Below are 24,601 nucleotides of genomic sequence, written 5' to 3' on the forward strand. Positions count from 1 at the left end.
ATCAAACTCCTTCAGGCGCGCCGAAGCCTGCGCCCTTGCCCTCGGCCTGCTTGCCGAGGTCCAGCCTCACGGTGGGGCCAAGTGCCCGCATGCGCTCGCGGATATGCGCGGCGCGGACGCGGCCCCCGAGGCGCTCCGCATCGATCAGGTATGCGCCCGTCACCAGCGTTGCCTTCTCATCGTCCCTGGCGCGCGCTTCCAGTGCTGCGGCCGCCTGCGGCTCAAGTGCCAGTGCAGCGTCGTCGATGATCTCGCTCCATTGGCCGGAGCGGGTGAGGAACACGGCGATGCCGTCCCTCAGGCGGTTGGCGGTGACAAGCTGTCCCTTTTCAGGCATGGTCATGATGCGGCTCTCAAAATTGCGTCGCGGATGTCGTCGTGCGCGGGGAAGGGAATGATGTCGGTCGGTTTCGACTGTGCCGGCGGCGGTACGTTTTCGAAGGCGAGGCCCTCGGCGGCGACCGAGATGGTTTCCTCGAGCGAGGCGTCCTTCACCGATAGCCGCACCACCAGTTTTCCGGCGCGGGCTTCGGCGATGAGAATGTCGGTCGCACCATCGTAGAGTTCGCCCTTCACCGGCAAGCGCACGGCATCGCGGCGGGCCATTTCCAGAACGGCGGGGGCAACGGCTTGGTCATGCACGATCACGTCGGCCTCGTGCAGCTTGCGCAGCGCCTTGAGGGTGAGCAGCTCAGGATCGTCCGTCACGAGGCTGACGAAGGACACGCGGCCCTTCGGCGGCTGTGCCTCGCTGGCGAACAGGCCTTCTACGCCTGCAAGGTAGTTGCAGGATTCGCCCGCGATGAAGGCATCGCGCACGTCGCCGAAGAAGAAGCGATGCCAGAAGCCGCGGCGGCGGTTGCCGGCGGGAATGGTGGCGGCCACACGCTCGCGGAGGGACGCGGCGGATTTTGCCAGGTCACCCAGGGCCACCGGTAGCATCGCATCGATGCGGGCGCGAAGGCCCTGGCCGAGGATGGGTGCGGTGCCTTCGGTGCCGATGGCAACCACCACAGGATCGCGATCCACTATGGAAGGAACGATGAATGTCGAGATATCGGGGTTGTCCACGGCATTGACCGGAATGCCCTGCGCCTGCGCATCCGCCGCGACGCGCTCGTTGAGGGCCGCATCGGCCGAATAGACCAGGGCCGCACCGTCGAGGAGGCCCGTATGATAATGGCGGGAGATCCAGTTGACGCGTGGATTCGCGGCCAATTCATCGTGAAGAGACGGGGCAATGACATTGATCACTGCGTCCGTCTTCAGCAGAAGCCGGACCTTGCGCAAAGCTTCCTCGCCGCCGCCGACGATGGTGACAGGGCGGTTCTTCAAGTCGTAGAAGATGGGAAAATAGCGCATGCCAATGGTTCCCTCGAGTTGCGTTCGCTCTTTCAAACGTTCGGTCTTCCGTACAGGTCCCCTCTCTGCTTCACGATTTCGTTTGATCCGTGAAACGAAAACGCGCTATCAGAAGGACATACAGAACACCGGGCGCCGGTGTCGTTCGTTTTAACGAACACCAGTTCTAAATACAGGACGGCGAAATGTCAACGCGTCGCGGCAAGAAAAACCCCGAGTTACAAGACTTTGATCCAACACCATCGCTCGGCAAGACCATCCAGAGGTTGCGCAAGGCCTACAATATGTCCCTTGGCGACCTGTCGGAACAATCGGGCGTTGCGAAGTCGATCATTTCCCAGATCGAGCGGAATGAAACAAACCCTACGCTTTCAACGGTCTACCGGCTGTCGCGGGCGCTCGATACCACGATCGACGAAGTATTGCGCACCGACGACCAGCACGTTTTCCTCGAGCACCAGCTGAAATCCGGCATTCCGATGCTGGAAAGCCAGGATGGACTGTGCCGGCTCGCCATCGCCGGGCCACTGAACCTGGTTGAACAGGTTCAGTGGTATGATTTCAAGGCGCGTCCCAAGGGCGTGCTGGAATCCGATCCGCATCCGGCGGGCACGGTCGAACACCTCTACATGCTCAGTGGTGAGGTCGAAGTGACGACCGGCGATCAGATGAAGCGGATCAAGTCTGGCGAAGCGCTGCGCTTCCGCGGCGATCTTCCTCACAAGATCGTCAATGTCGGCGAGGGAGAGGCCCACGCCACCATGATTCTGGTTTTGCGCCAACTGGGCCTCGGCGAGGCTCAGGCAGGCTGAGGCAGGACATCCGATGCGGGGAAAGCTGGTTCTCAGTCCTGAACTGGTTGCCTGTGTCGAGCGGAAGATCCCGCAGGACCATCTGCCGCCAGACCCGAACCGGATTCCGATGACCGATGAGGATTTCGCTGCCACGGTGGCCGACATCCTGGCGTCTCGTGGAGGCTGTCCGGTCTTCGTCTTCGGTTATGGCTCATTGCTTTGGAACCCCGGTTTCACATTCGACGAACGGCGCCCGGCGCGGCTGAGGGGCTGGCATCGGGCCTTCTGCATGCAGCTATCGCGTTTCCGCGGCTCTCCCGAGCAGCCGGGGCTGATGCTGGCGCTCGATCACGGCGGATCGTGCAAGGGTGAAGTGTTCCGCATTGCGGAGTCCGGCGCTGCCCGCCAGCTTGACACACTTGTGCGGCGGGAAATTCCATACCGCCGGCTTACCCGCGCGTGGCGCTGGGTCGATATCGATGTCGACGGCAAGCGCGAAAGGGCGCTCACCTTTTATGCCGGAATGCGGCGCGACATGTTCTATGTGAATCTTCCAATGCACGCCCAGGCCCATATGCTCGCCCGCGCCGCGGGGCACGGCGGCTCTGGTGCCGAATACCTTCACCAGACGGTCATGAAACTGGAAGAACTCGGCATCCACGATACCTATCTCTGGGAATTGCAGATGCTGGTGGCAGCCGAGATCCGAGCGATGTTTCCTGACCTCACGCCAGCGAGACCGCTCCATTCGCCAGCCTGACGATCTTTCCGGCAAGCGACAATTCGAGGAGGAGAGCGGTCACCGCCCCAGGGTCGAGGCCGCTCTCGCGAATGAGATCGTCGGTGTCGATGGGTGTGGGCGAGAGAAGCTCCATGAAGCGGGAGCGTTCGCCGTCATCGAGGCTGCGGTCTTCGAGCATTGGGTCTGATGGTTCGAAAAAATTCATCTGGCGGTGGCCGCGTTCATTGGCCAGCGTCTCGATCACGTCCCGGGGTGACATGAGAATGGTGGCACCGTCGCGGATCAGCTTGTTGGCGCCTTCACAGCGCGGATCGAGCGGCGAGCCCGGAACCGCGAAGACCTCCCGGCCCTGTTCCCCGGCATAACGCGCCGTGATGAGCGATCCCGATCGCACGGCGGCCTCAACCACGATCAGCGCGCGGGCAATCCCTGAAATCACACGATTGCGGCGGGGAAACAGTTTTTCACTGGGCGCGGTTCCCAGCGTCATCTCGGACAGGACCACGCCACGCTCTCCGATGGCCGCGTGGAGTGCGTGGTTCTCCGGCGGATAGACGACATCGATGCCGCCAGCCATCACGGCGATGGTGCCGGTATCGAGCGAGGCCTCATGGGCGGCGGTGTCGATGCCGCGCGCGAGGCCCGAGACGATGACATGGCCTTCGCCGCCAATCTCGGACGCGAGTTGACGGGCGAACTTGCGGCCGATGGCCGAAGCATTGCGGGCACCGACGATGCCAACGGCGCTCTTCGTCAGGAGACTTGCGTCCCCCTTGATGCATAGGAGCGGCGGGGCACCATCGGTTTGCCGCAGCAGTGGCGGGTAGTCCGGCTCCGGCATCGCAACGAAACGGGCACCCAGGGCCGCGGCCCTGTCGAGATCGCGCTGGGCCGCCTCGGTGCCATAGAGTTTGGGTGAGCGGCCAAGGCCTCCCTGATGGGCCAGTTCCGGAATGGCGCGGAGTGCCTCGCCAGCGGAGCCGTAGCGTTTCATCAGTGTGCGGAATGTGGCTGGCCCGACGTTTTCGCTCATCGAAAGGCGAAGCCAGTCGCGGCGTTCGTCCTCGCTGAGCGAACGTCCCGTCATGCTGACCTTGACTTGCCGAGCCGCGGCTCCTCGCCCTTGAGGATGCGGGCGATGTTGGTGCGGTGGGTGAGGAACACGGCAACGCCCATGATGGCGGCGGGTAGGATCAGGTCGCTCCGTCCCACCAAGAAGGCGGCAACCGGCGACAGGAAACTGGCGGTGAGAGCGGATAGCGAGGAGGTGCGGAACAACACAGCCATCGCAATCCATACCGCGATGAAGATAAGGCCCAACGGCCAAAAGAGCCCGAAGAGCACGCCAATGGTGGTGGCAACACCCTTGCCGCCCTTGAAGCCCAGCCAGAGCGGAAACAGGTGGCCGAAGAACGCGGCGAGGCCCGCGAGTACCGCTGCTTGCGGACCAAAGAGCCAGCCCATGAGCAGGGCCGGAAGCGTGCCCTTCAGGGCATCGAGGACAAGGGTGAGGGCGGCGACCTTCTTGTTGCCGGTGCGGAGCACATTGGTGGCGCCGATATTGCCGGAACCAATGGAACGGATATCGCCCAGACCCGCCGACTTGGTGAGGATCAGCCCGAACGGAATCGTCCCGCACAGATAGCCGAAGGCGAGCGACACGATCATTTCGAGGGCAGACAGGCCCATCATTCCCCCTGAGGTCAACTAGCCTCGAACGTATGCGTAAACGCTCTGGCCTGCAACGATGGTCTCGACGCAGCGGCCTTCGAGTGTCCGATGCTCGAAGGGCGAGTTCTTGGCGCGCGAGCGCAGCACGTCTTCCTCGATGGTCCAGGACAGGTGCGGATCGACCAGAGCGAAATCTGCCGGGGCTCCCGGTGCAAGGCGGCCTGTCTCAAGACCAAGGATCTCGGCTGGCTTTGAAGACATCGCTTCAACGAGACGACTCAAGCTGATGTTATCGTTGTGATAAAGACTCAACGCGGCGGACAGCATGGTTTCCAGCCCGATGGCGCCGAAAGCGGCTTCCGCGAAGGGCAGGCGCTTGGTGTCGGCGCTTTGCGGATCATGGCCTGAGACGATGACGTCGATGGTGCCATCGCCCACCGCCTCGACCAGCGCCCGGCGGTCATCCTCGGAGCGCAAGGGCGGAGACAGCTTGAAGAAGGTGCGGTAGGCGCCGATGTCATTCTCGTTCAACGTGAGGTGATGGACCGAGACCCCGCAGGTGACGGGCAGGCCGCGGGCCTTGGCGGCGCGGATGACCTCCACCGACTGCTGGCTCGATATCTGCGAGGCATGGTAGCGGGCACCGGTCATCTCGACCAGCCGCAGGTCGCGCTCCAACATGATGACCTCGCTCATGGCGGGGTTGCCGGAGAGACCCAGACGGCTTGCGGTCTCGCCCGCATTCATCACGCCGGACGAGAGGGAGGGCTCTTCCACATGCTGCACCACAAGCATGTCGAAGTCCTTGGCGTAGGTGAGGGCGCGGCGGAACACGTTGGCATTGGCGAGGGACTTTGTGCCCTCGGTGATGGCGACGGCGCCAGCCTCCTTGAGGCCGCCGATCTCGGTCATCAGCTCGCCTGCCAGCCCCTTTGTAATGGCCGCCATGGGAGCCACGCGGACAGTCGCGGTATCGCGCGCGCGCCGCATGATGAAGTCCACAATTGCAGCGTCGTCGATGACGGGCTGGGTGTTGGGCATGACGATCATGGTGGTGACGCCGCCCGCGGCCGCTGCCTCGGACGCGCTCGCCAGTGTTTCGCGGTATTCAGTTCCGGGTTCGCCCGTGAAGACCCGCATGTCGATGAGGCCAGGAATGAGCGTGAGGCCGGAGCAGTTTATAACCGCCGTGCCGCTGCCCGCAGACTCGCGTGTCACTTTTGGGCCGACGGCGAGTATCCAGCCGTCCTCGATGAGGATTCCACCCTTGCCATCGAGGCCCTGTGCGGGTGCCACGATGTTGGCGTTGACATAGGCCCTGCGGCTGGCGCTCTGCTTCATGGGCGTCATCATGCGTTGCCCCCGCCCGGCATGTTGCGCGAAAGGGCATCGAGCACGGCCATACGCACGGCGACCCCCATCTCCACCTGTTCGCGGATGACCGACTGAACGCCGTCCGCCACGTCCGAGTCGATCTCGATGCCGCGGTTCATGGGGCCCGGGTGCATGACCATCGCATCGGGCTTCGCGAGTTTGAGTTTCTCGGCATTGAGGCCGAAGAACCGGTAGTATTCGCGGATCGACGGCACGAAGGCCCCCGTCATGCGCTCAAGCTGAAGCCTGAGCATCATGATGACGTCGGCATTGCGCAGACCGTTTTCCATGGTGCGGTGAACCTCGACACCAAAATTGGCAATGCCGGAGGGCAGGAGCGTGGAGGGTGCCACGACGCGCACATGGGCGCCCAGCTTGTTCAGCAGGTGGATGTTGGAGCGGGCCACGCGCGAGTGGAGCACATCGCCGCAGATGGCCACGATGAGGCCCTCGAAACGTCCCTTGTGACGGCGGATGGTGAGGGCGTCGAGCAGCGCCTGCGTGGGGTGCTCGTGCTGGCCATCGCCCGCGTTGATGACCGCGCAGGAGACCTTCTGGGCGAGAAGCTCGACCGCACCTGACGACTGGTGGCGGACCACCAGGAAATCGGGCTGCATGGCATTGATGGTCATGGCGGTATCGAGCAGTGTCTCGCCCTTGGACACGGCGGAATTGGCCACCGCCATGTTCATGACGTCGGCGCCCAGGCGCTTGCCGGCAATTTCGAAGGAGCTTTGAGTCCGGGTGGACGCCTCGAAGAAGAGGTTCACCTGGGTGCGCCCCTGAAGCACTGGCTGCCGCTTGTCGATCTGGCGGCTCACCTCGACGTAGCGCTCGGCCAGGTCGAGAATACGGGTGGCTTCAAGGGAGGAGATATCGTCCATGGCCAGCAAGTGCTGGCATTTGAGAAGCGGGGAACGGGGTTCTCGGGTCATTAAAGCCGGGTGTGTAGAAGCGAATCCCTTTGGCCGCAAGCGGCATCTTGGCACTGTGGAAACTGAATGTTGGGGGCGTCGATTCCAGCGTGGCCGCCCCAATCACAAATTGATCTCATTTCCAGAGCATGCGTGCCTGAATTGATTGAGCGGGAACACCCATGACTGTCGACATCATCTCGAATTCCATGCAGGTCTTGTCCGGCGCCTTTCTGGCCCGAGCCGTCTATGGCGGGGAGTATATTTCACCTGCTTTCGATATCGACGGTGATGACGACGCCGAGAAGGCGGACGACTACCGGGGCTATCTTGCCAGCCAGGGTTTCGAATTGCTGGACAATACCGACCTGCCGACCTTCAACGGTCAGAATGGCGATGCCAAGTTCACGACGGGCGGCCTCTACAATGCGAAGGTGACGACGCTCACGACGAACAGTTTCGATGCCCAGGGCCTTCTGGCCATCTCGGGCGGTGACACGCTGGTCCTCAGCTTTCGCGGCACCGACGCCAAGGACCCCGCCTTCGGAAGCGGTCAGGCGTATACGGGGCAGGGCCTCGCGGCGAACTACAAGGCCTTCAAGCCGCTGATCAACGCGGCCCATGACTATCTCGCGGACCATCCCGAAATCACGGATGTCGTCGTCTCCGGGCACAGCCTCGGCGGCGCGCTGGCCGATGTCTTCACGCTGGTCGATGCCGACCGGTTCCGCGAGTTGCGGCCGGATCATCTCACCATCGTCTCACTTGGTTCATCCGGTATCCCGCCCGATCTGCCGGAATACCTCAGCGGCATCGACGCCGGGACCGCGACGATCGTCAAGAACACGATCGAGATCCTTCCCGGAATCGAGTTCACCACGAAGGAGATCAAGGCGATCTTCCGTCCGGACGACTACATCTCGATTTCCAACGCGGAAGACCGTGTTCATTTTCCCAAAAGGTTTCCGGACGTTCCCGAGGATCCGGGCCTGCTCCCCATCCAGGCGCTGCGGGACAATCTGCAGTTTGGCGGCAACCTGCTGTTCGACATGCCCAACATCGACAACGTCGATGTCGAGTATGGCGCGACGGTTGCATTTCCGTTCGAGTACAGGGGCTTTGGCGCCGAGCACAATGTGGCATTGCTCTGGGCCAATCTTCAGGGCCTCGTGAATGACGATCTGTTCTCGTTCTACAAGGGACAGAAGCTGACAGCAGGGATCACCGATTACAACGCCGTCCCGGACTTCAACGGCACGCCGATTGCGCTGTTCGAGGGCTACATCGAACTGGCCAACCCCACGATTATGAATGACAGCGGCAGCCGCGCGCTGACCGGGTCATCCGTCAACGACTACATTCTGGGCCTCGACGGGAACGACCGCATCGAAGGACGTGCCGGTACCGATCTCCTGTCTGGCGGCAAGGGCAACGACACATTGTTGGGTGGCGCGGGCGTCGATCTTGTCTCGGGCGGCGAAGGTCAGGACACCCTGTCAGGCGGCGGTGGGCGCGACAGGTTCTATTATTCTGACATCGCCCATTCGGCAGCCGGTTCCGGCGACGTCATCCGTGACTTCAGTCTGGCGGATGACCGGATCGGGCTGAAAGAGATCGATGCCGATCCTGTGGCAGCGGGCGATCAGGCTTTCATTTTCATCGGCACGTCGGGCTTCACGGATATCGGGCAAATCCGCGCCATCCAGAGCGGGACCGACACGCTGCTCCGGATCAACGTGACCTCCGACCCCGGTGTTGAAATGGAGATCCTTCTCAAGAACGTATCGGCCTCAGCACTCACAGAGTTGAACTTCATCCTGTAAGTCCGGCGAAGTAGAGCACCGCCGGAATGGTGACGACGGCGGCGATCACCTGAAAGGTCAGGATGTTGGCCACCATGGGAGCGTCTCCGCCCATTTGGCGTGCCAGCACATAGGCGCCCGAACCCGTGGGCACGGCGCCGCACAGAAGCGCCACGGCGAAGGCATCGCCGGTGACGCCCATGAGCATGAGCGATCCCGCCATGACCAGGGGCATGACCATCAGCTTCAGGATCGTCGCCGCGGCGATGGGAGGCCAGTTCGACACGGCGTCTCCGAGGCGCAGACCGGCGCCCACTGTCAGGAGTGCCAGTCCCAGAGCGCCGCGCCCGATCATGTCGAGCACCTGAAGCGCCATCGTGGGCATTTCCAGTCCGCCGAGTTGCCATGCAACGCCGCCGAGCGACGAGAAGACGAAGGGATTGCGGATGATCGAGAGTGCCAGGGCCTTCGTGTCGAGTTCCGCCGGGCGGGCGAAACGCGACATCACGATGACGCAGAGAATGTTGAGAAGCGGCGTCATGGCGGCGGTGCTGACCGCACCCAGCGACAAGGCCTTCGGCCCGAACTGCAGTGGGATGATGGCGAAGGCAATGAACGTGTGCCAGCGCGCGGCTCCCTGAAGCACGCTGGTGAACTGTGGACCGTCGATCCGTAGGGCAGTCATCACCGGGCGGTGGAAGATCACCAGCGCGCCGATCATCACGACCACTGAAAGCACCATCGCCATCGCCATCTGGACCACGGGAACCGACGTGAAATCAGCCGCCGCGATCTCCTTGAAAATGATCACCGGGAACAGCACGAAGTAGCAGAGTTGGTCCAGCGCCAGCCATTGGTCGTCGCGGATGACATGAAATCGCCTGAGAGCGAAGCCGACGAGGATGACGATGAAGACCGGGAGCAGGGCGAGGAAGATCGTGGTCATTGCAGCCTCTGCGCCAGCATGATGATCAGGGGAATGGAAAAGAACGACACGATCGTCTGCGTCATCACGGTAGCGGCAATGAGCGGGGCGTCGCCGCCCATCTGGCGGGCCAGGACATAGGCGCTCATGGCTGTGGGGACCGCGGCGCAAACCATGCAGGCGACGAAGGCCGTTCCCGAAACGCCCGTTACGGAACTCCATAAAATGACGATGAGCGGCGTACCCAGAAGCTTGAGGGCCGTTCCGGTGAGCACTGGCGCTGAAGGCCGGATGGTCTCGCTCGTCGACAATCCGGCCCCAACCATGAGGAGGCCCGAGGCGATCGCCGCACCGCCCAGCATGCTCATGGAGGTCATGACCGGCTCATAGATCGGAATGCCCGCGAGATTGATGAGCAAACCGGCGGCCGTCGCCCAGATGAACGGGTTGCGAAAAACCACATAGGCCGTCTCCCGGAGGGTGAGCTTCTGGCTTCCTGCGTTCTGCGCCACGACCGCGACCGCCATGATGTTGGCCGGGGGCACCAGTGCGCCGATGATGACAGCAACGAGCGCTACGCCCTCGTCGCCATAGAGCTTGGCGAGAATGGGAAGTGCGATGAAGCCGTTCCATCGGGTGGCGCCCTGGAAGAGCGATGAATAGGCCGGGCCATCGAGGACCAGGACATTCATCAGGACGCGGCGCGCAGCAAGGAGGCCCAGCGCCATTGTCGTGAAGGTTCCGACCATGGTGATAGTGATGCCGGAGAGATCGAGGCTGGCGATGTCGGAGCGGATCAGGGTGTCGCCCAGCAGCGCCGGAAAGAACACCCAGTAGCCCAGCAATTCGAGACCGCGCCACATGTCCGCCGGCACAACGTTGCGGGCTCGCAGGACCAAGCCCAGCGCGATGAGCAGGAAGACCGGAAGCAGGGATTCGAAGGTCGAGATCAACGGAGCGAATCCAGTGCCGCCTGCAGGATCCAGGCGGCGGCCAGCTTGTCGATCACCTGGTCGCGCTTGGCGCGGCTGGCATCGGCCTGGATCAGCATGCGTTCCACGGCGGCGGTCGAGAGGCGCTCGTCCCAGAACACGATGGGGATGGGGCTAAGGCGCGCGAAGTTGCGGGCGAAGGCGCGGGTGGACTGGCAGCGCGGGCCTTCGGAGCCATCCATGTTGACGGGAAGGCCCAGCACGATGATGCCGATGTTCTCGGCATTTGCGATGGCGAGGAGGCGTTCGGCGTCCTGGGTGAACTTCTTGCGGGCGATCGTTTCAATGGGCGTGGCGATCATCCGGGTACGGTCGCTCGTCGCCACGCCGATGGTCTTGGTCCCGAGGTCGAGGCCCAGCAGCCGCCGGTCGGAGGGCACGGACGAGATCGCGTCGGCGAGGGAGAGGTCTGGACTTGCCATGGCCTGCACTAGCCGATTTGACGAATGGCGGATAGGTCATCTTGCCTTATGTCCCTTGCCGGGGGATCATGGCGGCAACCCCAAGGAGTCATGGATGAAAATCACCCATCACGGCCATTCGGCCTTTCGCATCGAGACCGGCAAGGCCGTCATTCTCGTCGATCCCTTCTTTACCGGAAACCCCGCCGCCACGGCCACCTGGCAGGAAGCTTCACAGGGCTGTACGCATGTTCTGCTGACGCATGGCCATGGCGACCATACAGGCGACTCGCTTGAAATCCTGAAGGCGACGGGTGCCGTGCTGGTATCCAATTTCGAAATCTGCATGTGGCTCAACGCCAAGGGGGTGGAGAATTACAGCCCCGGCAACCACGGCGGGCGGATCTCCTTCGACGATTTCGACGTGGTCTTCACCAATGCCTGGCACTCATCGTCGGATACGAATGGCGGAATGCCGATCTATCTCGGCAACCCGGCTGGCTTCATAATCGAGCCGAAGCACGAGACCGGAAAGACGCTCTATATTTCTGGCGATACCGGACTATCCTACGACATGAAGCTGATCCATGAACTCTACAAGCCGGTGATCGGCATCCTTCCCATCGGCGACCGCTTCACCATGGGCGGCGACCAGGCGGCCTATGCCTGCCGCAACTTCTTCGACTTCAAGACGATCATTCCGTGCCATTTCAATTCCTTCAAGGGCTTCGTGGCGGATGACGCCTCGCGCTTCCTCGAAGCCATGGGGCCTGACGCCGCGAAGGTGAAGGTGATGGCCTCTGGCGAAACGGTGGTGCTCTGATGGCAAAGAAACCCGATCGTCCTGTGGGTCCGGTGGTCGACCCGCTGCCGCCCGGCTCCAAGCCCGACATGCGGCCATTGCACGGCCAGTGGGTGCTGCTGGAACCTGTACTGGCGGCGAAGCATGCCCGCGCACTCTATGACTCGTTCAAGGACAGCGACCCCGATGGCCATGTTTGGACCTATCTCGCCTACGGCCCGTGGCAGAGCTTCGAACAGTTCGAGAACTGGCTGAAGGAGCGCGAAGCCTCGCGCGACCCGTGGTTCTATGCCTATGTGCGGCGGGACACGGGCAAGGCCGCCGGCATGGGCAGCTTCATGCGCGCGGATGCGCCCAATGGCGTGATCGAGATCGGTCATATCTGGATGTCTCCTGGCCTGCAGCAGACCCGCGAGGCGACGGAAGCGATCTTCCTGATGATCCGGCACTGCTTCGATGACCTGGGTGTGAGGCGGCTTGAATGGAAATGCGATTCACTCAACGCGCCCTCGCGCAAGGCGGCCGAGCGCTTCGGCTTCCACTTCGAGGGGATTTTCCGGCAGCACTTCATCGTCAAGGGCCGCAACCGCGACACCGCCTGGTACGCCATGCTGGACATGGACTGGCCAAAAGTGCGCAAGGGTTTCGAGGCTTGGCTGCGCCCCGAGAACTTCAGGCCTGACGGGCGCCAGATTGCCAAGTTGCAGGTGGGGTGAGCGGGTGCTATTGCGCGCCCACGGATTTCTTCAGGGAATGAACAGATGTCGGTCGATCAGGCTACCGTGAAACGGGTGGCGAGGCTTGCGCGCCTCAAGGTGAAGGACGAGGAACTGCCGAAGCTGGCAGGCGAACTCAATTCCATCCTGGGCTGGATCGAGCAACTGAACGAGGTCGATGTGTCGGCGGTCGAGCCGCTGACCTCGGTCGTTTCCGTGAAGATGAAGATGCGCAAGGACGAGGTGACCGACGGTCATTACCCGGCAAAGATAACCGCCAATGCGCCCGCGCAGGAAGATTCGTTCTTCATGGTGCCGAAGGTGGTGGAATGACCTCGCTCACCTCGCTTACGATTGCCGCCGCCCGCGACGCGCTGAAGAAGAAGCAGTTCTCGGCGCTTGAACTGACCGACGCCTACCTGGCCGCCATGGAAAAGGCCCGCGTGCTCAATGCCTATATCGTGGAGACGCCGGAACAGGCGCGGGCCATGGCAAAGGCGTCCGACGCGCGGCTTGCCAGCGGCGAAGCCGGTGCGCTGGAAGGCATTCCGCTCGGCATCAAGGACCTGTTCGCCACCGAAGGGGTTCATACCCAGGCCTGCAGCCATGTGCTCGACGGCTTCAAACCGCAGTATGAATCAACCGTGACGGCCAATCTCTGGCGCGACGGCGCGGTGATGCTGGGCAAGCTCAACATGGACGAGTTCGCCATGGGCTCATCCAACGAGACGAGCTACTACGGCAACGTCATCAACCCGTGGAAGCGCAAGAATTCCAATGCGGCGCTGGTGCCCGGCGGATCCTCGGGCGGTTCGGCCTCGGCCGTCGCCGCCCATATTTGTGCTGCCGCAACGGCCACCGATACCGGCGGCTCGATCCGCCAGCCTGCCGCTTTCACCGGAACGGTCGGCATCAAGCCGACCTATGGCCGCTGTTCGCGCTGGGGCGTCGTGGCCTTCGCCTCATCCCTCGACCAGGCCGGTCCCATCGCCCGCAATGTGCGCGATGCGGCGATCATGCTGAAGTCGATGGCGAGCGTTGACCCCAAGGACACGACCTCTGTCGACCTTCCGGTGCCGGACTATGAGGCGGCGATTGGCCGGCCCATCAAGGGCCTCCGCGTCGGCATTCCGAAGGAGTATCGGGTCGATGGCATGCCCGCCGAGATCGATGCGCTGTGGGAGCAGGGTGCCAGGTGGCTGAAGGAGCAGGGCGCCGAGATCGTAGAGATTTCGCTGCCCCACACGAAATATGCGCTTCCCGCCTATTACATCGTGGCGCCGGCTGAAGCTTCATCCAACCTCGCCCGCTATGATGGCGTGCGCTATGGGCTCCGCGTGCGCGGCGACGACATTGTCGACATGTACGAGAACAGCCGCGCCGCGGGCTTCGGCCGCGAGGTGCAGCGCCGTATCCTGATCGGCACCTATGTGCTCTCGGCTGGCTACTACGACGCCTATTATGTCCGCGCCCAGAAGGTCCGCACACTGATCAAGCGCGACTTCGACGAGGCCTGGAACAAGGTGGATGTGGTGCTTACGCCGGCAACGCCCAGCCCCGCCTTTGCGCCGGGCGAGATCACCGATCCGGTGCAGATGTACCTGAACGACATCTTCACGGTGACGGTGAACATGGCAGGCCTTCCCGGCATCGCGGTGCCCGCGGGATTGTCATCTGACGGCCTGCCGCTTGGGCTTCAGCTGATCGGCAAGCCGTTCGACGAGGAAACGCTGTTCCAGACGGCGGCGGCCATCGAGCAGGCGGCGGGCGGGTACAGGGCTCCGACCTGGTGGTAAAAGGGAAACCCCGGCGCACCGGGGTTTCCGCAAACTTGTTGTCAGCTGCCGGACCAGATGTTCCAGTTGCCGCAGGTTTCGCTGCTTCCGGTAGCGATGCAGGTGAACGTATAGGTTCCGCTCGTATAGGTGCGAGTCACCTCAGCAGCGTTGACTGTTGCAGAACTGACGGCGACCGCCCCGAGGATGGCCAGAAAAGACAGCACGAACTTCATGGTCATGTCTCCTGTTGCCTGACGTTGACGATGCGGGGTGGACTGTCCAACCAGCACCAGCGGCAAGTCTTGCACTGGATTGTGGCAAGAAAAAACCCCGGCTCTTTGAGGGCCGGGGTCCAAGTCACAGGGAGAACTCGTCAGGCGTCACTTCGGCTGCGGAACCATGCGCAGATAGGGCTTCAGGGTCTTCCAGCCGCCGGGGAACTTCTCCTTGGCGGCGTCATCCGAGACGGAGGCCAGAATGATCACGTCCTCGCCCTGCTTCCAGTTCGCGGGAGTTGCCACGGATTTCGTGGCAGTCAACTGAAGCGAGTCGATGACGCGCAGGATCTCGTCGAAGTTCCGGCCTGTGCTCATCGGATAGGCCATGACCATCTTGATCTTCTTGTCCGGGCCGATGACCATGACATTCCGCACAGTCGCATTGTCGGCTGCTGTGCGGCTTGCGGCGTTGCCCGAGGCGTTCGGGTGGATCATGCCATAGAGCTTGGCCACCTGCAGGTCCTCGTCGCCGATCATGGGGTAATTCACCTGGGCGCCGGTCACGTCCTTGATGTCTGTCTTCCAGCGGTGGTGCGTGTCGACCGTATCGATCGAGATGCCGATGAGCTTCACGCCGCGCTTGTCGAACTCGTGCTTCATCTTCGCCATGGAGCCGAGTTCCGTGGTGCAGACGGGGGTGAAGTCCTTGGGGTGCGAGAAGAACACCACCCAGGAACCCTCGATGTAGTCGTGGAACTTCAGGTGACCTTCCGTGGTCTCGGCCTCGAAGTCCGGTGCAATATCGCCAATCTGCAGTGCCATGTTGGCCTCCTCGTTTGATTGATCGGAATATATCCGGTTGAACGTTCGTTTTAAAGAACAAATCGTCCCGTGATCCATGCAATCCGGCTTTGCGGGAATCGCACGGCAAGGGCATCTATGGGACGCCTCAGGAGTTCAGAGCCATGAATTATATCATGTCCGTCCCCATTCTTGCATTTGTCGTCGCAGCCTATGTGGTTTTGGGCTTCGGCGGTGGCCTGATGCTCGATGGCGACGCCTACTCCATGACATTGGCGTCGGGGGCGATGCTCACGCTGCGCGCCGGTGACTTTTTCACGCTGGCGGGGCTCGGCGCGCTGTTTCTCGAAATGCTGAAGGCGGCGCGGGCAGGGCGCGGAACCATTCTCGACCATATGCTATCGACCGCGGTCTTCGTTGGCGCGCTCCTGCTGCTTCTGCTTTGGGAGCCCGCAGGCACCGCCAGTTTCCTGCTTCTCACCGTGATGACGCTGATCGACGTGGTGGCGGGATTCTCGATTTCAATCTTCTCAACCAGGCGCGATCTGAACGTCGATCACGATCGCTGAGCACCGCCCGGCGAGGCGCGGTAAAGCACCCGTTAAAGGTGAACGCAACATTAGAACTGTCGAAACACGGTTTACAAAACGTAACGGAAAGTTGTCCTTTCCCAGAACTCTGCCGCTGATCTTCTTTGTCAGAGTATTCCATTAAACAACTGATATATAATATAAAGTGTCTTTCCTTCTGAGAAAATCCGGCTGACGGACATCTCCCGAAGACGCGCACCCTCGGCGTGCAGTTCATACAGATTCAGCCCTCGCATTAAACCAACTTTGAGGTTTGTGCGGTTGATTGGCGAGTGTGGATCGAAGCGTGTTTTCGTCACCCTGGCAGCGGCACAAGCCCAGGGACGAAGTTCCTTTCGATCAGACTGAAGAATTTCGAGAGCCAGACTTAGTCGTAACCCCAGAGAGCCGAGGACCGCGATATGCCCGTCAATACACCAACCATTACTTCCAACGGCGGTGGCGCCACCGCATCGATCGACCTGAACGAAGGAATCACCGCGGTCACGACCGTTGTGGGCAACGATGCCGATGGCGACGCCCTGAACTATGCGATCGTCGGCGGCGCGGACAGGTTCAAGTTCGATATCGACAAGACGACAGGTGTCCTGACGTTCAAGGCAACGCCCGACTTCGAAGCCCCCACCGACACCGACGAGAACGGATCTGATCCGGGTGGCAGGAACACCTACACGGTTACCGTGCGTGTCTATGACGGCGTGTCGAGTGCAGGTGATACGCTGTTCACCGACCAGACCATCACGGTCAACATCCTTGATGTCGAAGCCGTAACGATCACCGGCTCCTCGGGCGCCGACGACATCAGCCCGACATCCGCAACGGTTGCCTTCCGTACGACGGTCGAAGACGACATCATCAATGGCGGCGACGGCGCCGACACAATCGATGGCGGCCTCGGCGCCGACACGATGACCGGTGGCAACGGCAACGACACCTACTATGTCGACAACGTGGGCGACGTGGTCATCGAAACCCTGGCCGTCGGCTCGGGCAACAACGACCAGGTCTTCTCCAGCGTGTCGTTCTCCATGGGTGACGCAACGAGCGGCCTCGACAACCTGACGCTCACCGGCACCGCGAACATCAACGGCACCGGCAACACGCTGGACAACGTCATCAGCGGCAACAATGGCGCCAACATCCTGAATGGCGGCACCGGCTCCGACACGCTGATCGGCGGCCTCGGTAACGACGTCTATGTCACCGACGGCGGAGACACGATCGTCGAAGGCACGGGTCAAGGCACGGACCGTGTTGAAAGCTCGGTCACGAACACGCTCGGTGCCAACCTCGAAAACCTGACGCTGACCGGCACCGGCAACATCGAAGGCACGGGCAACGAACTCAAGAACCTCATCGTCGGCAACTCGGGCAACAACATTCTCAACGGACTTGGCGGCGATGACGAACTGAATGGCGGCGTTGGCGCCGACGTACTGGTCGGCGGCCTGGGCAATGACACCTACGTCGTCGACAATACCGGCGACACAGTCATCGAAGTGAATGGCGAAGGCACGGATATCGTCGAGGCGAGCGTCACCTACACGCTTACCACGGGCATTGAGAACATGCTTCTCACCGGCACCACAGCCATCAACGGCACCGGTAACGGCCAGAACAACAAGCTCACAGGCAACGCGGCCGCCAACACGCTCGATGGCAAGGCTGGTGACGACATCCTCGACGGCAAGGCCGGCAACGACACGATGAAGGGCGGTGCCGGCAACGACACCTACTACATCGACTCGCTCTCCGACTCTGTGTCGGAACTCGATAACCTTGGGTTCGATGCGGGTGGCAAGGATACTGTCATTTCGGCCGTCTCTGGCTACACGCTGGGCGCCTTCGTCGAGAACCTCACCCTCGGCGGCAGTGCCGCTGTCGGCACCGGCAACTCGCTGAACAACACCCTCAAGGGCAACAGCGCAGCCAACACGCTGAATGGCGGCGATGGCAACGACACGCTCGATGGTCTGGGCGGCGTCGACACCATGGTAGGCGGCAACGGCAACGACACCTACATCGTGGGGTCGGCCGGTGAAACCATCACCGAAGCCGCGACTGTTGGCGCAGGCGACAGCGATCTCGTAAAGGCTTCGGTCACCATCGATGCTCTCGCGGCCAACGTCGAGAACCTCACGCTGACCGGCCTCGGTGTCATCAACGGTACCGGCAACTCGCTTGACAACCTCCTCAACGGCAATGCCCGTGACAACACGCTCACTGGCCTCGCCGGCAACGACACGATGAAGGGCAAGAGCGGCAACGACACGATGGTCGGGGGCGACGGCGACGACACCTACTACGTCGAGCAGGCCGGTGACGTTGTGACCGAAGCCTCGACAGTGGGTTCCGGCACCGACACCGTCATCTCCAAGCTGGCGACCTACACGCTGGCTGCCAATGTCGAAACCCTCGTCCTTGCCGGCAGGAACGATATCGCGGGCACCGGCAACGGCGACGCGAACACCATCACCGGCAACGCGGGCTGGAACAAGCTCGATGGCGGCGCGGGTGACGACGTGATCAATGGCCTTGCCGGCAAGGACACCATCACCGGTGGCCTCGGCAAGGACACGATGACGGGCGGCGCCGACATCGACACCTTCGACTTCAACCTGAAGACGGAGAGCGGCAGCACCTCGACGACTGCTGACATCATCCTCGACTTCGCTACGGGTGAAAAGATCGACGTTTCCGGCATCGATGCCCGCGAAGGCACCGGCACCGGTCTTACCGGCGACCAGGCCTTCACTGTCATCCAGGGCTCGACCGCCATCGGCAACATCGACTGGACGATCTCGGGCGGTGTCGCGACGCTGAGGTTCTACACCGACAGCATCGCCGGCGTCGACATGATGCTCAAGGTGACGCTGGACAGCGGCCAGACGACAATGTCGATCGCCGACTTCGTTCTCTAAGCCTCGACCAACGACCCCTGCAAAGCGAAACCCCGCCGGAGCGATCCGGCGGGGTTTCTGCCATTGTGAAATGTCGAAGCGATCAGGCCTTAATGCGCTCGCCCTTGGGATCATAGAAGCTCTGGAACTGGACTTTCGCCGCATAGCGCTTCCAGGCGAGTTCCACTTCCCACGTGCCGCTATCGAGCCAGTCTTTTGTGACGCCCGCATCGTTCTTCACGTAGCCAAGTCCGAGCGACAGGTTCACGCGGTGGCCCCATGCACCCGACGTGGTGGAACCGACGATCACGCCGTTCCGGTAGATCGGCTCCTCGTGGTAGATCATCGGTGCACTGATCGAATTGTCCTCCAGCGCCAGGCACACGAAGCGCTTGGGCTGGACGGGCAGGGACTTCTGTTTCAGCAGCGCCTCCTTGCCGATGAAGCCGCCGGGCTTGTCCCACGAGACCGCGAAGCCGAGGCCCGCTTCAAGCGGCGTGTCTTCATCCGCGATGTCGTGGCCCCAGTGGCGGTAGGCCTTCTCGGTGCGGCAGTTGTTCATGGTGTGCATGCCGGCGGGTGTCAGGCCATATTCCATGCCCGCAGCCCACAGCGTCTCGAACACGTGGGCGGTGAATTCGGCGGGGATGTAAAGCTCCCAGCCCAGTTCGCCAACATAGGTGATGCGGCTGGTGCGGACTCTCGCATAGCCGATCTCGATCTCCTGCGAGGTGCCGAACGGGAATGCGGCATTCGAGAGATCGGCGCCTGAAACCTTCTCCAGCAGGGCGCGGGACTTCGGACCCATGATGGCGATCATCGGCAGGCCCGACGTGATGTCGGTCGCCACGCAATGCGAGTCTGACGGTGTGTGCGTCTTCAACCAGGCCATGTCGCGGGTTTGAGGAGCGGCACCGGTGACGACGAGGAACCTGTCTTTCGCGAGGCGCGTCACGGTGAGATCGGCCTCGATGCCGCCGCGCTCGTTCAGCCATTGGGTGTAGACGATCTTGCCCGGCTCGACATCGATGTTGGCCGCCGAGACGCGGTTCAACACCTTAAGGGCGTCGCGGCCTTCGACCGAATACTTGGCGAAGCTCGACTGGTCGAAGAAGGCGCAGTTGGTCATCAACTGCTTTGCCTCATGATCAGCGCAGGGGAACCAGTTCTGACGGCCGTAGGAGTATTCGTATTCGGGCTTCACACCGTCGCGCGCGTACCAGTTGGGGCGCTCCCAGCCATTCACTTCGCCGAACACGGCACCGAGGTCCTTCTCGTAGTTGAACAGGGGGGACCGCCTCACGCCACGCGCCGTCTCTGCCTGGCGGTAAGGCCAGTGCATGGCGTAGAGAAGGCCAAGGCTCTCCGAGGCGCGCTCACGCGCATAGGACTTCACCGACTGGAAGGGATGGATGCGGCGGATGTCGATGCCACTAACATCCATCGGCGGATGGCCGTCCTTGATCCACTTCGACAGCACGAGGCCCGCGCCGCCGGAAGACTGGATGCCGATGGAATTGAATCCCGTCGCCACATAGACGTTCTTCACCTCCGGCGCTTCGCCAAGATAATAACGCACGTCGGGCGTGAAGCTTTCGGGGCCGTTGAAGAAAAGCTGGATGCCGGCGGTTTCAAGCAGCGGCACGCGGTTGATGGCGCTGGTGAGGATCGGCTCGAAGTGATCCATGTCTTCGGGCAGCGTCACGAAGGCGTGTTCCTCGTCGATGCCGCCGCCACCCCACGGCTTTGCCTTGGGCTCGAAGGCGCCGACCATCAGCTTGCCCGCGTCTTCCTTGTAGTATGTGCATTCATCGGGCACGCGGACGACCGGCATGTTGCGGGGCAGTTCGGCAATGGGCTCTGACACGATATAGAAATGCTCGCACGCATGGAGCGGAATGTTGACGCCGATGGAGCGCCCGAGGTCGCGCGACCACATGCCGGAGGCCACCACAACTTTGTCCGCGAGGATGGTGCCGTCTGTTGTCTCGACGCCATAGGCGGAACCGTCCTTCACAAGCACGCGGGTGACCTTGGTGTTCTCGAAGACCTTGGCACCGCGTGAACGTGCACCGGCGGCCAGCGCTTGCGTCACGTCGATGGGGTTCACCTGTCCGTCCTTCGGGAGGAAGACACCGCCCTTCACATTCTCGATGTTGTAGTGCGGCAGGCGCTCCTTGATTTCAGCCGTCGAGACGACCTGAACGTCGAGGCCGAAGCTCTTTGCCATCGAGGCGCCGCGCAGCAATTCCTCGTGGCGGCCATCATTGAGGGCAATCGAGAAGGAGCCGTTCTGCTTGAAGCCGGTCGCCTGACCGGTCTCCTTCTCCAGGCCCTCGAACAGCATGGTGGTGTATTTCGCCAGTTCAGTCAGGTTGCGCGTGGCGCGCAGCTGCCCGACGAGGCCCGCCGCGTGCCAGGTCGTGCCGGACGTCAGTTGCTTCCGCTCCAGCACCACGACATTGGTGATGCCGTCCCGGGTAAGGTGATAGGCAATCGAGCAGCCGACAATGCCGCCGCCGATAATGACGACATCGGCGCGGGCGGGCAGGGACTTTGACATGGTGAAAGACTCCGGAGGTGAGGTGGTGAATTCATCTAACAGGTGAGCAAGGCCCACCGGAAGCGCCAGACTGTCTCACGGGCCGGGGCCAGCCGTTCACCTTCCGCCTAAAAAGGAGTATTATCCATGCCTGCCGGGGTAACGCCGTACAACGGGAGGTCAGCATGACTGCTTACAATGCCGTGCGTTTCAGGGTGAAGCCGGGAATGGAAATGGCGTTCGAGGACGCTCACCGGATCGAACCGGAATTCAAGGGTTTCAAGGGCGGGGCACTCGTGAAGACGGGAGACCGCAGCTATTGCTTCATCGGGAGCTGGGACAGTGCCGATACGCTGGCCGCGGGACGGCCCAAGATGCTGCCCCTTCTGGACAGCATGCGGCACATGCTGGAGGATCTGGGCGACGGTCTGGGCGTGACTGATCCCGTGTCTGGCACAGCGGTGGTCGAGTTCCCGGCCAGCCGGGCCTAGACCATCGGGCCAGAGGGCATTTCCGTTTGCGGGACGATTCCGTTTGGACTATTCCTCTGTTCGAAATAACGAACGGGTCGTTCCATGCATCAGGGTGATATTTCTCCGGCCGAAGCCTACCAGCGGCTCCAGAACAATCCTTCCGCCGTCCTGATCGATGTGCGGACACAGCCGGAATGGGTGTTCGTCGGCGTTCCCGCGGTCGAGCGGCTCGTCCGACTGTCGTGGCAGGTGTTTCCCTCGATGCAGGTGAACGGCACCTTCGTGAACGAAATCGAGCAGATGGGGCTGCCGAAGGACACTGAAATCCTGTGCATCTGCCGATCCGGTGCGCGGTCTGCCTCGGCTGCCTCGGCGCTGACCGATGCCGGCTATTCCAATGCCTGGAACGTGGCGCAAGGGTTTGAAGGCGACAAGGACGGTTCGGGCCATCGCGGCACTCTTGGCGGCTGGAAGGCCGCGGGGCTGCCGTGGGTGCAGAGCTGAAGGGGTTTCGAGATGAAGAAGCACAAATCGGACCCCAAGGGCTGGGGCGATGCCACCAAGCTCGTCCGCGGTGGGCTCGACCGTTCGCCCCATGGTGAGACCTCCGAGGCGCTCTTCCTCAATTCGGGCTTCGTTTATGACGAGCCGGAGACGGCGGAGAAGCGTTTTGCAGGCGAGGACGACGGCTATGTCTATGGCCGTTATGGCAACCCCACCGTCACCATGTTCGAAGAACGCCTCGCGCTGCTCGAAGGGGCTGAATCCTGCTATGCGCTGGCCTCCGGCATGGCGTCCGTGTTCGGTGCTCTGGCCTGCCAGTTGAAGGCGGGCGATCATCTGGTCTCGTCCAAGGCGCTGTTCGGTTCGTGTTATCAGGTGGTGACATCGATCCTGCCGCGCTTTGGCATCAGGACGACACTGGTCGACGGCGGTGACCTGAAGGCCTGGAAAGAGGCCATCACCACGGACACCAAATGCGTGTTCCTTGAAACGCCATCGAACCCCACGCTGGACGTGATCGATCTCGAAGCCGTGTGCGGCATTGCCAAGGCGGCGGGTGCGAATGTCGTGGTCGACAATATCTTTGCCACGCCCATCCTGCAGCGGCCGCTGACCTATGGCGCCGATGTCATCGTCTATTCCGGCACCAAGCACATGGACGGGCAGGGCCGGGTTCTCGGCGGTGCCATCGTGTCCACCCGCAAGTTCAAGGAAGAGCTGCTGAAGCCGTTCCTTCGCCACACCGGACCGTCGATTTCGCCCTTCAATGCATGGATCCTGCTGAAGGGGCTTGAGACGCTGAAACTCCGGGTGGAAGCGCAATCACATGCCGCGCATCGGATCGCAACCGAACTGTCGGGCGTCAAAGGTGTGTCGCGCGTGCTCTATCCGCACCTCGACTCGCATCCCCAGGCTGTTCTGTCGCGCAAGCAGATGAAGCTGGGCGGCACCATGGTGACGTTCGAAGTTGAAGGCGGAAAGAAGAAGGCCTTCGACGTTCTCCGCCACCTGGGCATCATCGACATTTCCAACAACCTCGGCGATGCGAAGTCGCTGATGACTCATCCGGCCTCGACCACACACCGCAACATCGGTGCGGAGGCGCGCGCCATGATGGGGATTACCGATGGCATGCTGCGTCTGTCAGTGGGGCTTGAAGATGCCGATGACCTGGTTGGCGACCTCAAGCAGGCGCTCTCCGCCTGAGGCCTACTTGTGGCCCCACTTGATGTGGGCCCAGCCGCGTTCGTGAAAGTAATAGAGCACGATCTTGGTGACCACTTCGGTCGAAGCGATTGATCCTGCAATGGCGATGCTTCCGGTGAAGATGTAACCCAGAAGCATGGTGTCGAGAGAGCCCAGAACCCGCCAGCTGATCGTCTTGGCCAGTGAACGCCGGCGCGAGGCGACGGGCGCTGATGTGATCACATGTTCTGCTGTGGTCTCTGGCATGCTGGCATGTCCTTTCGGGGTATCAATGACTCGTCGGCAACTTCCATAGCCGACAGCAATCGGCAGGCCTATGCCTGTTTTGCGGCGCGGCCCGACAGCAGCAAATGAAGCAATGCCAAAGCCGCGGCCGCACCGCCCGCGAGACCCAGTATCTTCAGGCCTTGCCAATCGAGCAGCCGGCCCCCGATGGCTGAACCGATGGCGATGCCGACGTAGATCATCGCGGCGTTGAGCGCGAGGGCGAGAGTCTGGGCCTGTGGCGCGATGGCGACGAGGCGCGACTGCTGCGGGGCCATGAAGGACCAGCCAAAGGCGCTCCACAAGCCGACCAGCGCGGCGAATGCAATCGGGTTCAGTGGAATGACCGAGAAGGGCGGCATGAGCAGCATCTGGGCGACGCAGATGATGATCAGCGTCCGCTTCGGGCCGATCCTGTCGGTCAGGTATCCGCCCATGTAGTTTCCGGCGACCGCGCCGATGCCGTAAAGCACGAGGAAGAAGGTCCGCGTCTCGGGGTTGCTGCCGATCGAGGCTTCGATCAAGGGGCCAAAGAATGTGAAGACGATATAGACCGATACCATGATCGTTGCGGTGAAGGTGACCGCCAGCATCAGGCGTCCATTTGTGAGCGCGGCCAGAATGTTGCCGACTGACGTCGCCTGGAAGTTCACATCGCGCGGAACGAAGCGCAGCAGCACCGCCGCGGAGAACGCCGCTATGCTTGCGACAACCCAGAAGGCCGAGTGCCAGCCGAAGCGATAGGCGAGCCAGGCGCCCAGCGGCACGCCCACGACCTGGGCCAGTGATATGCCGCCGAAGACCCGCGCCAGGGCACGGCCGCGCTGTTC

26 protein-coding genes are annotated in these 24,601 nt (G+C 62.0%); 12 read left to right on the forward strand and 14 right to left on the reverse strand.

Annotated elements, in window-relative coordinates:
- Nucleotide 1: 1 nt before the first annotated feature.
- Nucleotides 2-343: a DUF2849 domain-containing protein gene (locus ACEW8Q_RS13205; RefSeq protein ID WP_373504521.1), complete on the reverse strand. Its 342-nt coding sequence runs from the start codon at nt 341-343 to the stop codon at nt 2-4.
- Nucleotides 340-1,362, reverse strand: a complete 1,023-nt coding sequence (locus ACEW8Q_RS13210) for an NAD(P)-dependent oxidoreductase (RefSeq protein WP_373504522.1) — start codon at nt 1,360-1,362, stop codon at nt 340-342. Before ACEW8Q_RS13210 ends, ACEW8Q_RS13205 begins: the two co-directional genes overlap by 4 nt.
- 185 nt (nt 1,363-1,547) lie before the next feature.
- On the opposite strand from ACEW8Q_RS13210, the gene ACEW8Q_RS13215 reads away from it, so the two are divergent.
- Complete coding sequence (locus ACEW8Q_RS13215) at nt 1,548-2,174, forward strand: helix-turn-helix domain-containing protein (RefSeq protein WP_373504523.1); 627 nt, start codon at nt 1,548-1,550, stop codon at nt 2,172-2,174.
- A 13-nt stretch (nt 2,175-2,187) separates the two neighbouring features.
- Nucleotides 2,188-2,916 (forward strand): gamma-glutamylcyclotransferase, encoded by a 729-nt coding sequence (locus ACEW8Q_RS13220; protein ID WP_373504524.1) that lies wholly within the window; start codon nt 2,188-2,190, stop codon nt 2,914-2,916.
- Here the strand turns inward: ACEW8Q_RS13220 and dprA are convergent.
- Genes dprA through ACEW8Q_RS13240 form a run of 4 tightly spaced genes read right to left on the reverse strand, consistent with a single transcriptional unit; the run spans nt 2,882 to nt 6,878 of the window.
- Entirely contained in the window at nt 2,882-3,985 is a 1,104-nt protein-coding gene (gene dprA, locus ACEW8Q_RS13225) for a DNA-processing protein DprA (RefSeq protein WP_373504525.1), read from the reverse strand. The genes ACEW8Q_RS13220 and dprA overlap by 35 nt on opposite strands.
- The gene (gene plsY, locus ACEW8Q_RS13230) at nt 3,982-4,590 is read right to left on the reverse strand and encodes a glycerol-3-phosphate 1-O-acyltransferase PlsY (RefSeq protein WP_373504526.1); all 609 of its coding nucleotides are present in this window, start codon (nt 4,588-4,590) and stop codon (nt 3,982-3,984) included. The genes dprA and plsY overlap by 4 nt, the downstream gene beginning before the upstream one ends.
- A gap of 15 nt (nt 4,591-4,605) precedes the next feature.
- The gene (gene pyrC, locus ACEW8Q_RS13235; protein ID WP_373504527.1) at nt 4,606-5,910 is read right to left on the reverse strand and encodes a dihydroorotase; all 1,305 of its coding nucleotides are present in this window, start codon (nt 5,908-5,910) and stop codon (nt 4,606-4,608) included.
- Nucleotides 5,911-5,918: 8 nt separating this feature from the next.
- Entirely contained in the window at nt 5,919-6,878 is a 960-nt protein-coding gene (locus ACEW8Q_RS13240) for an aspartate carbamoyltransferase catalytic subunit (RefSeq protein WP_373504528.1), read from the reverse strand.
- Between the two features lie 161 nt (nt 6,879-7,039).
- Here ACEW8Q_RS13240 and ACEW8Q_RS13245 point away from each other — a divergent pair, with 161 nt between their 5' ends.
- Nucleotides 7,040-8,680, forward strand: coding sequence for a M10 family metallopeptidase C-terminal domain-containing protein (locus tag ACEW8Q_RS13245; RefSeq protein ID WP_373504529.1), 1,641 nt, complete (start codon nt 7,040-7,042; stop codon nt 8,678-8,680).
- On the opposite strand, the gene ACEW8Q_RS13250 is transcribed toward ACEW8Q_RS13245, so the two are convergent.
- Genes ACEW8Q_RS13250 through ruvX form a run of 3 tightly spaced genes read right to left on the reverse strand, consistent with a single transcriptional unit; the run spans nt 8,670 to nt 10,998 of the window.
- On the reverse strand, nt 8,670-9,605 hold the full coding sequence (locus tag ACEW8Q_RS13250) for an AEC family transporter (RefSeq protein WP_373504530.1): 936 nt from the start codon (nt 9,603-9,605) through the stop codon (nt 8,670-8,672). The genes ACEW8Q_RS13245 and ACEW8Q_RS13250 overlap by 11 nt on opposite strands.
- Nucleotides 9,602-10,537 (reverse strand): AEC family transporter, encoded by a 936-nt coding sequence (locus ACEW8Q_RS13255; RefSeq protein ID WP_373504531.1) that lies wholly within the window; start codon nt 10,535-10,537, stop codon nt 9,602-9,604. Before ACEW8Q_RS13255 ends, ACEW8Q_RS13250 begins: the two co-directional genes overlap by 4 nt.
- Nucleotides 10,534-10,998, reverse strand: a complete 465-nt coding sequence (gene ruvX, locus ACEW8Q_RS13260; protein WP_373504532.1) for a Holliday junction resolvase RuvX — start codon at nt 10,996-10,998, stop codon at nt 10,534-10,536. The genes ACEW8Q_RS13255 and ruvX overlap by 4 nt, the downstream gene beginning before the upstream one ends.
- A 94-nt stretch (nt 10,999-11,092) precedes the next feature.
- On the opposite strand from ruvX, the gene ACEW8Q_RS13265 reads away from it, so the two are divergent.
- From ACEW8Q_RS13265 to gatA, 4 genes are read left to right on the forward strand one after another with little or no spacing between them, the layout of a single operon-like run.
- Nucleotides 11,093-11,800, forward strand: a complete 708-nt coding sequence (locus ACEW8Q_RS13265) for a metal-dependent hydrolase (protein WP_373504533.1) — start codon at nt 11,093-11,095, stop codon at nt 11,798-11,800.
- Nucleotides 11,800-12,495 carry a GNAT family N-acetyltransferase gene (locus ACEW8Q_RS13270; RefSeq protein ID WP_373504534.1) on the forward strand — a complete coding sequence of 232 codons (696 nt, stop codon included), beginning with the start codon at nt 11,800-11,802 and terminating at the stop codon, nt 12,493-12,495. The genes ACEW8Q_RS13265 and ACEW8Q_RS13270 overlap by 1 nt, the downstream gene beginning before the upstream one ends.
- Before the next feature lie 45 nt (nt 12,496-12,540).
- Entirely contained in the window at nt 12,541-12,828 is a 288-nt protein-coding gene (gene gatC, locus ACEW8Q_RS13275) for an Asp-tRNA(Asn)/Glu-tRNA(Gln) amidotransferase subunit GatC (protein WP_373504535.1), read from the forward strand.
- Nucleotides 12,825-14,291: an Asp-tRNA(Asn)/Glu-tRNA(Gln) amidotransferase subunit GatA gene (gene gatA, locus ACEW8Q_RS13280; RefSeq protein WP_373504536.1), complete on the forward strand. Its 1,467-nt coding sequence runs from the start codon at nt 12,825-12,827 to the stop codon at nt 14,289-14,291. Before gatC ends, gatA begins: the two co-directional genes overlap by 4 nt.
- A 41-nt stretch (nt 14,292-14,332) precedes the next feature.
- Here gatA and ACEW8Q_RS13285 read toward each other — a convergent pair whose 3' ends face one another.
- Together ACEW8Q_RS13285 and ACEW8Q_RS13290 are read right to left on the reverse strand one after the other, a co-directional pair.
- Nucleotides 14,333-14,506: a hypothetical protein gene (locus ACEW8Q_RS13285; RefSeq protein ID WP_373504537.1), complete on the reverse strand. Its 174-nt coding sequence runs from the start codon at nt 14,504-14,506 to the stop codon at nt 14,333-14,335.
- 147 nt (nt 14,507-14,653) lie between these two features.
- Complete coding sequence (locus ACEW8Q_RS13290) at nt 14,654-15,313, reverse strand: peroxiredoxin (RefSeq protein ID WP_373504538.1); 660 nt, start codon at nt 15,311-15,313, stop codon at nt 14,654-14,656.
- 143 nt (nt 15,314-15,456) lie between these two features.
- On the opposite strand from ACEW8Q_RS13290, the gene ACEW8Q_RS13295 reads away from it, so the two are divergent.
- Entirely contained in the window at nt 15,457-15,861 is a 405-nt protein-coding gene (locus ACEW8Q_RS13295; protein ID WP_373504539.1) for a hypothetical protein, read from the forward strand.
- Between the two features lie 422 nt (nt 15,862-16,283).
- The gene (locus ACEW8Q_RS13300) at nt 16,284-18,803 is read left to right on the forward strand and encodes a beta strand repeat-containing protein (RefSeq protein ID WP_373504540.1); all 2,520 of its coding nucleotides are present in this window, start codon (nt 16,284-16,286) and stop codon (nt 18,801-18,803) included.
- 82 nt (nt 18,804-18,885) lie between these two features.
- Here ACEW8Q_RS13300 and ACEW8Q_RS13305 read toward each other — a convergent pair whose 3' ends face one another.
- Nucleotides 18,886-21,345, reverse strand: coding sequence for an FAD-dependent oxidoreductase (locus ACEW8Q_RS13305; RefSeq protein WP_373504541.1), 2,460 nt, complete (start codon nt 21,343-21,345; stop codon nt 18,886-18,888).
- 164 nt (nt 21,346-21,509) lie between these two features.
- On the opposite strand from ACEW8Q_RS13305, the gene ACEW8Q_RS13310 reads away from it, so the two are divergent.
- From ACEW8Q_RS13310 to metZ, 3 genes are all read left to right on the forward strand, one after another.
- Nucleotides 21,510-21,815, forward strand: coding sequence for a DUF718 domain-containing protein (locus ACEW8Q_RS13310; protein ID WP_373504542.1), 306 nt, complete (start codon nt 21,510-21,512; stop codon nt 21,813-21,815).
- Nucleotides 21,816-21,899: 84 nt separating this feature from the next.
- The gene (locus ACEW8Q_RS13315) at nt 21,900-22,301 is read left to right on the forward strand and encodes a rhodanese-like domain-containing protein (RefSeq protein ID WP_373504543.1); all 402 of its coding nucleotides are present in this window, start codon (nt 21,900-21,902) and stop codon (nt 22,299-22,301) included.
- A 12-nt stretch (nt 22,302-22,313) separates the two neighbouring features.
- A complete protein-coding gene (gene metZ / locus ACEW8Q_RS13320; protein WP_373504544.1) occupies nt 22,314-23,507 on the forward strand; it encodes an O-succinylhomoserine sulfhydrylase in 1,194 nt (397 codons plus the stop codon).
- Between the two features lie 3 nt (nt 23,508-23,510).
- Here metZ and ACEW8Q_RS13325 read toward each other — a convergent pair whose 3' ends face one another.
- Both ACEW8Q_RS13325 and ACEW8Q_RS13330 read right to left on the reverse strand, forming a co-directional pair.
- The gene (locus ACEW8Q_RS13325; protein WP_373504545.1) at nt 23,511-23,753 is read right to left on the reverse strand and encodes a DUF2061 domain-containing protein; all 243 of its coding nucleotides are present in this window, start codon (nt 23,751-23,753) and stop codon (nt 23,511-23,513) included.
- A 68-nt stretch (nt 23,754-23,821) separates the two neighbouring features.
- Nucleotides 23,822-24,601 (reverse strand): MFS transporter (locus ACEW8Q_RS13330; RefSeq protein WP_373504546.1); only part of this gene is annotated, 780 nt, incomplete at its 5' end.

The sequence above is a fragment of the Aestuariivirga sp. genome, from assembly GCF_041738905.1.
Taxonomy (GTDB): Bacteria; Pseudomonadota; Alphaproteobacteria; order Rhizobiales; family Aestuariivirgaceae; genus Aestuariivirga.

Coding starts and splice junctions, on each gene's coding strand:
- ACEW8Q_RS13205 (WP_373504521.1), bottom strand. CDS start 343: ATGACCATGCCTGAAAAGGGACAGCTTGTCACCGCCAACCGCCTGAGG.
- ACEW8Q_RS13210 (WP_373504522.1), bottom strand. CDS start 1,362: ATGCGCTATTTTCCCATCTTCTACGACTTGAAGAACCGCCCTGTCACC.
- ACEW8Q_RS13215 (WP_373504523.1), top strand. CDS start 1,548: ATGTCAACGCGTCGCGGCAAGAAAAACCCCGAGTTACAAGACTTTGAT.
- ACEW8Q_RS13220 (WP_373504524.1), top strand. CDS start 2,188: ATGCGGGGAAAGCTGGTTCTCAGTCCTGAACTGGTTGCCTGTGTCGAG.
- dprA (WP_373504525.1), bottom strand. CDS start 3,985: ATGACGGGACGTTCGCTCAGCGAGGACGAACGCCGCGACTGGCTTCGC.
- plsY (WP_373504526.1), bottom strand. CDS start 4,590: ATGATGGGCCTGTCTGCCCTCGAAATGATCGTGTCGCTCGCCTTCGGC.
- pyrC (WP_373504527.1), bottom strand. CDS start 5,910: ATGAAGCAGAGCGCCAGCCGCAGGGCCTATGTCAACGCCAACATCGTG.
- ACEW8Q_RS13240 (WP_373504528.1), bottom strand. CDS start 6,878: ATGACCCGAGAACCCCGTTCCCCGCTTCTCAAATGCCAGCACTTGCTG.
- ACEW8Q_RS13245 (WP_373504529.1), top strand. CDS start 7,040: ATGACTGTCGACATCATCTCGAATTCCATGCAGGTCTTGTCCGGCGCC.
- ACEW8Q_RS13250 (WP_373504530.1), bottom strand. CDS start 9,605: ATGACCACGATCTTCCTCGCCCTGCTCCCGGTCTTCATCGTCATCCTC.
- ruvX (WP_373504532.1), bottom strand. CDS start 10,998: ATGGCAAGTCCAGACCTCTCCCTCGCCGACGCGATCTCGTCCGTGCCC.
- ACEW8Q_RS13265 (WP_373504533.1), top strand. CDS start 11,093: ATGAAAATCACCCATCACGGCCATTCGGCCTTTCGCATCGAGACCGGC.
- ACEW8Q_RS13270 (WP_373504534.1), top strand. CDS start 11,800: ATGGCAAAGAAACCCGATCGTCCTGTGGGTCCGGTGGTCGACCCGCTG.
- gatC (WP_373504535.1), top strand. CDS start 12,541: ATGTCGGTCGATCAGGCTACCGTGAAACGGGTGGCGAGGCTTGCGCGC.
- gatA (WP_373504536.1), top strand. CDS start 12,825: ATGACCTCGCTCACCTCGCTTACGATTGCCGCCGCCCGCGACGCGCTG.
- ACEW8Q_RS13285 (WP_373504537.1), bottom strand. CDS start 14,506: ATGAAGTTCGTGCTGTCTTTTCTGGCCATCCTCGGGGCGGTCGCCGTC.
- ACEW8Q_RS13290 (WP_373504538.1), bottom strand. CDS start 15,313: ATGGCACTGCAGATTGGCGATATTGCACCGGACTTCGAGGCCGAGACC.
- ACEW8Q_RS13295 (WP_373504539.1), top strand. CDS start 15,457: ATGAATTATATCATGTCCGTCCCCATTCTTGCATTTGTCGTCGCAGCC.
- ACEW8Q_RS13300 (WP_373504540.1), top strand. CDS start 16,284: ATGCCCGTCAATACACCAACCATTACTTCCAACGGCGGTGGCGCCACC.
- ACEW8Q_RS13305 (WP_373504541.1), bottom strand. CDS start 21,345: ATGTCAAAGTCCCTGCCCGCCCGCGCCGATGTCGTCATTATCGGCGGC.
- ACEW8Q_RS13310 (WP_373504542.1), top strand. CDS start 21,510: ATGACTGCTTACAATGCCGTGCGTTTCAGGGTGAAGCCGGGAATGGAA.
- ACEW8Q_RS13315 (WP_373504543.1), top strand. CDS start 21,900: ATGCATCAGGGTGATATTTCTCCGGCCGAAGCCTACCAGCGGCTCCAG.
- metZ (WP_373504544.1), top strand. CDS start 22,314: ATGAAGAAGCACAAATCGGACCCCAAGGGCTGGGGCGATGCCACCAAG.
- ACEW8Q_RS13325 (WP_373504545.1), bottom strand. CDS start 23,753: ATGCCAGAGACCACAGCAGAACATGTGATCACATCAGCGCCCGTCGCC.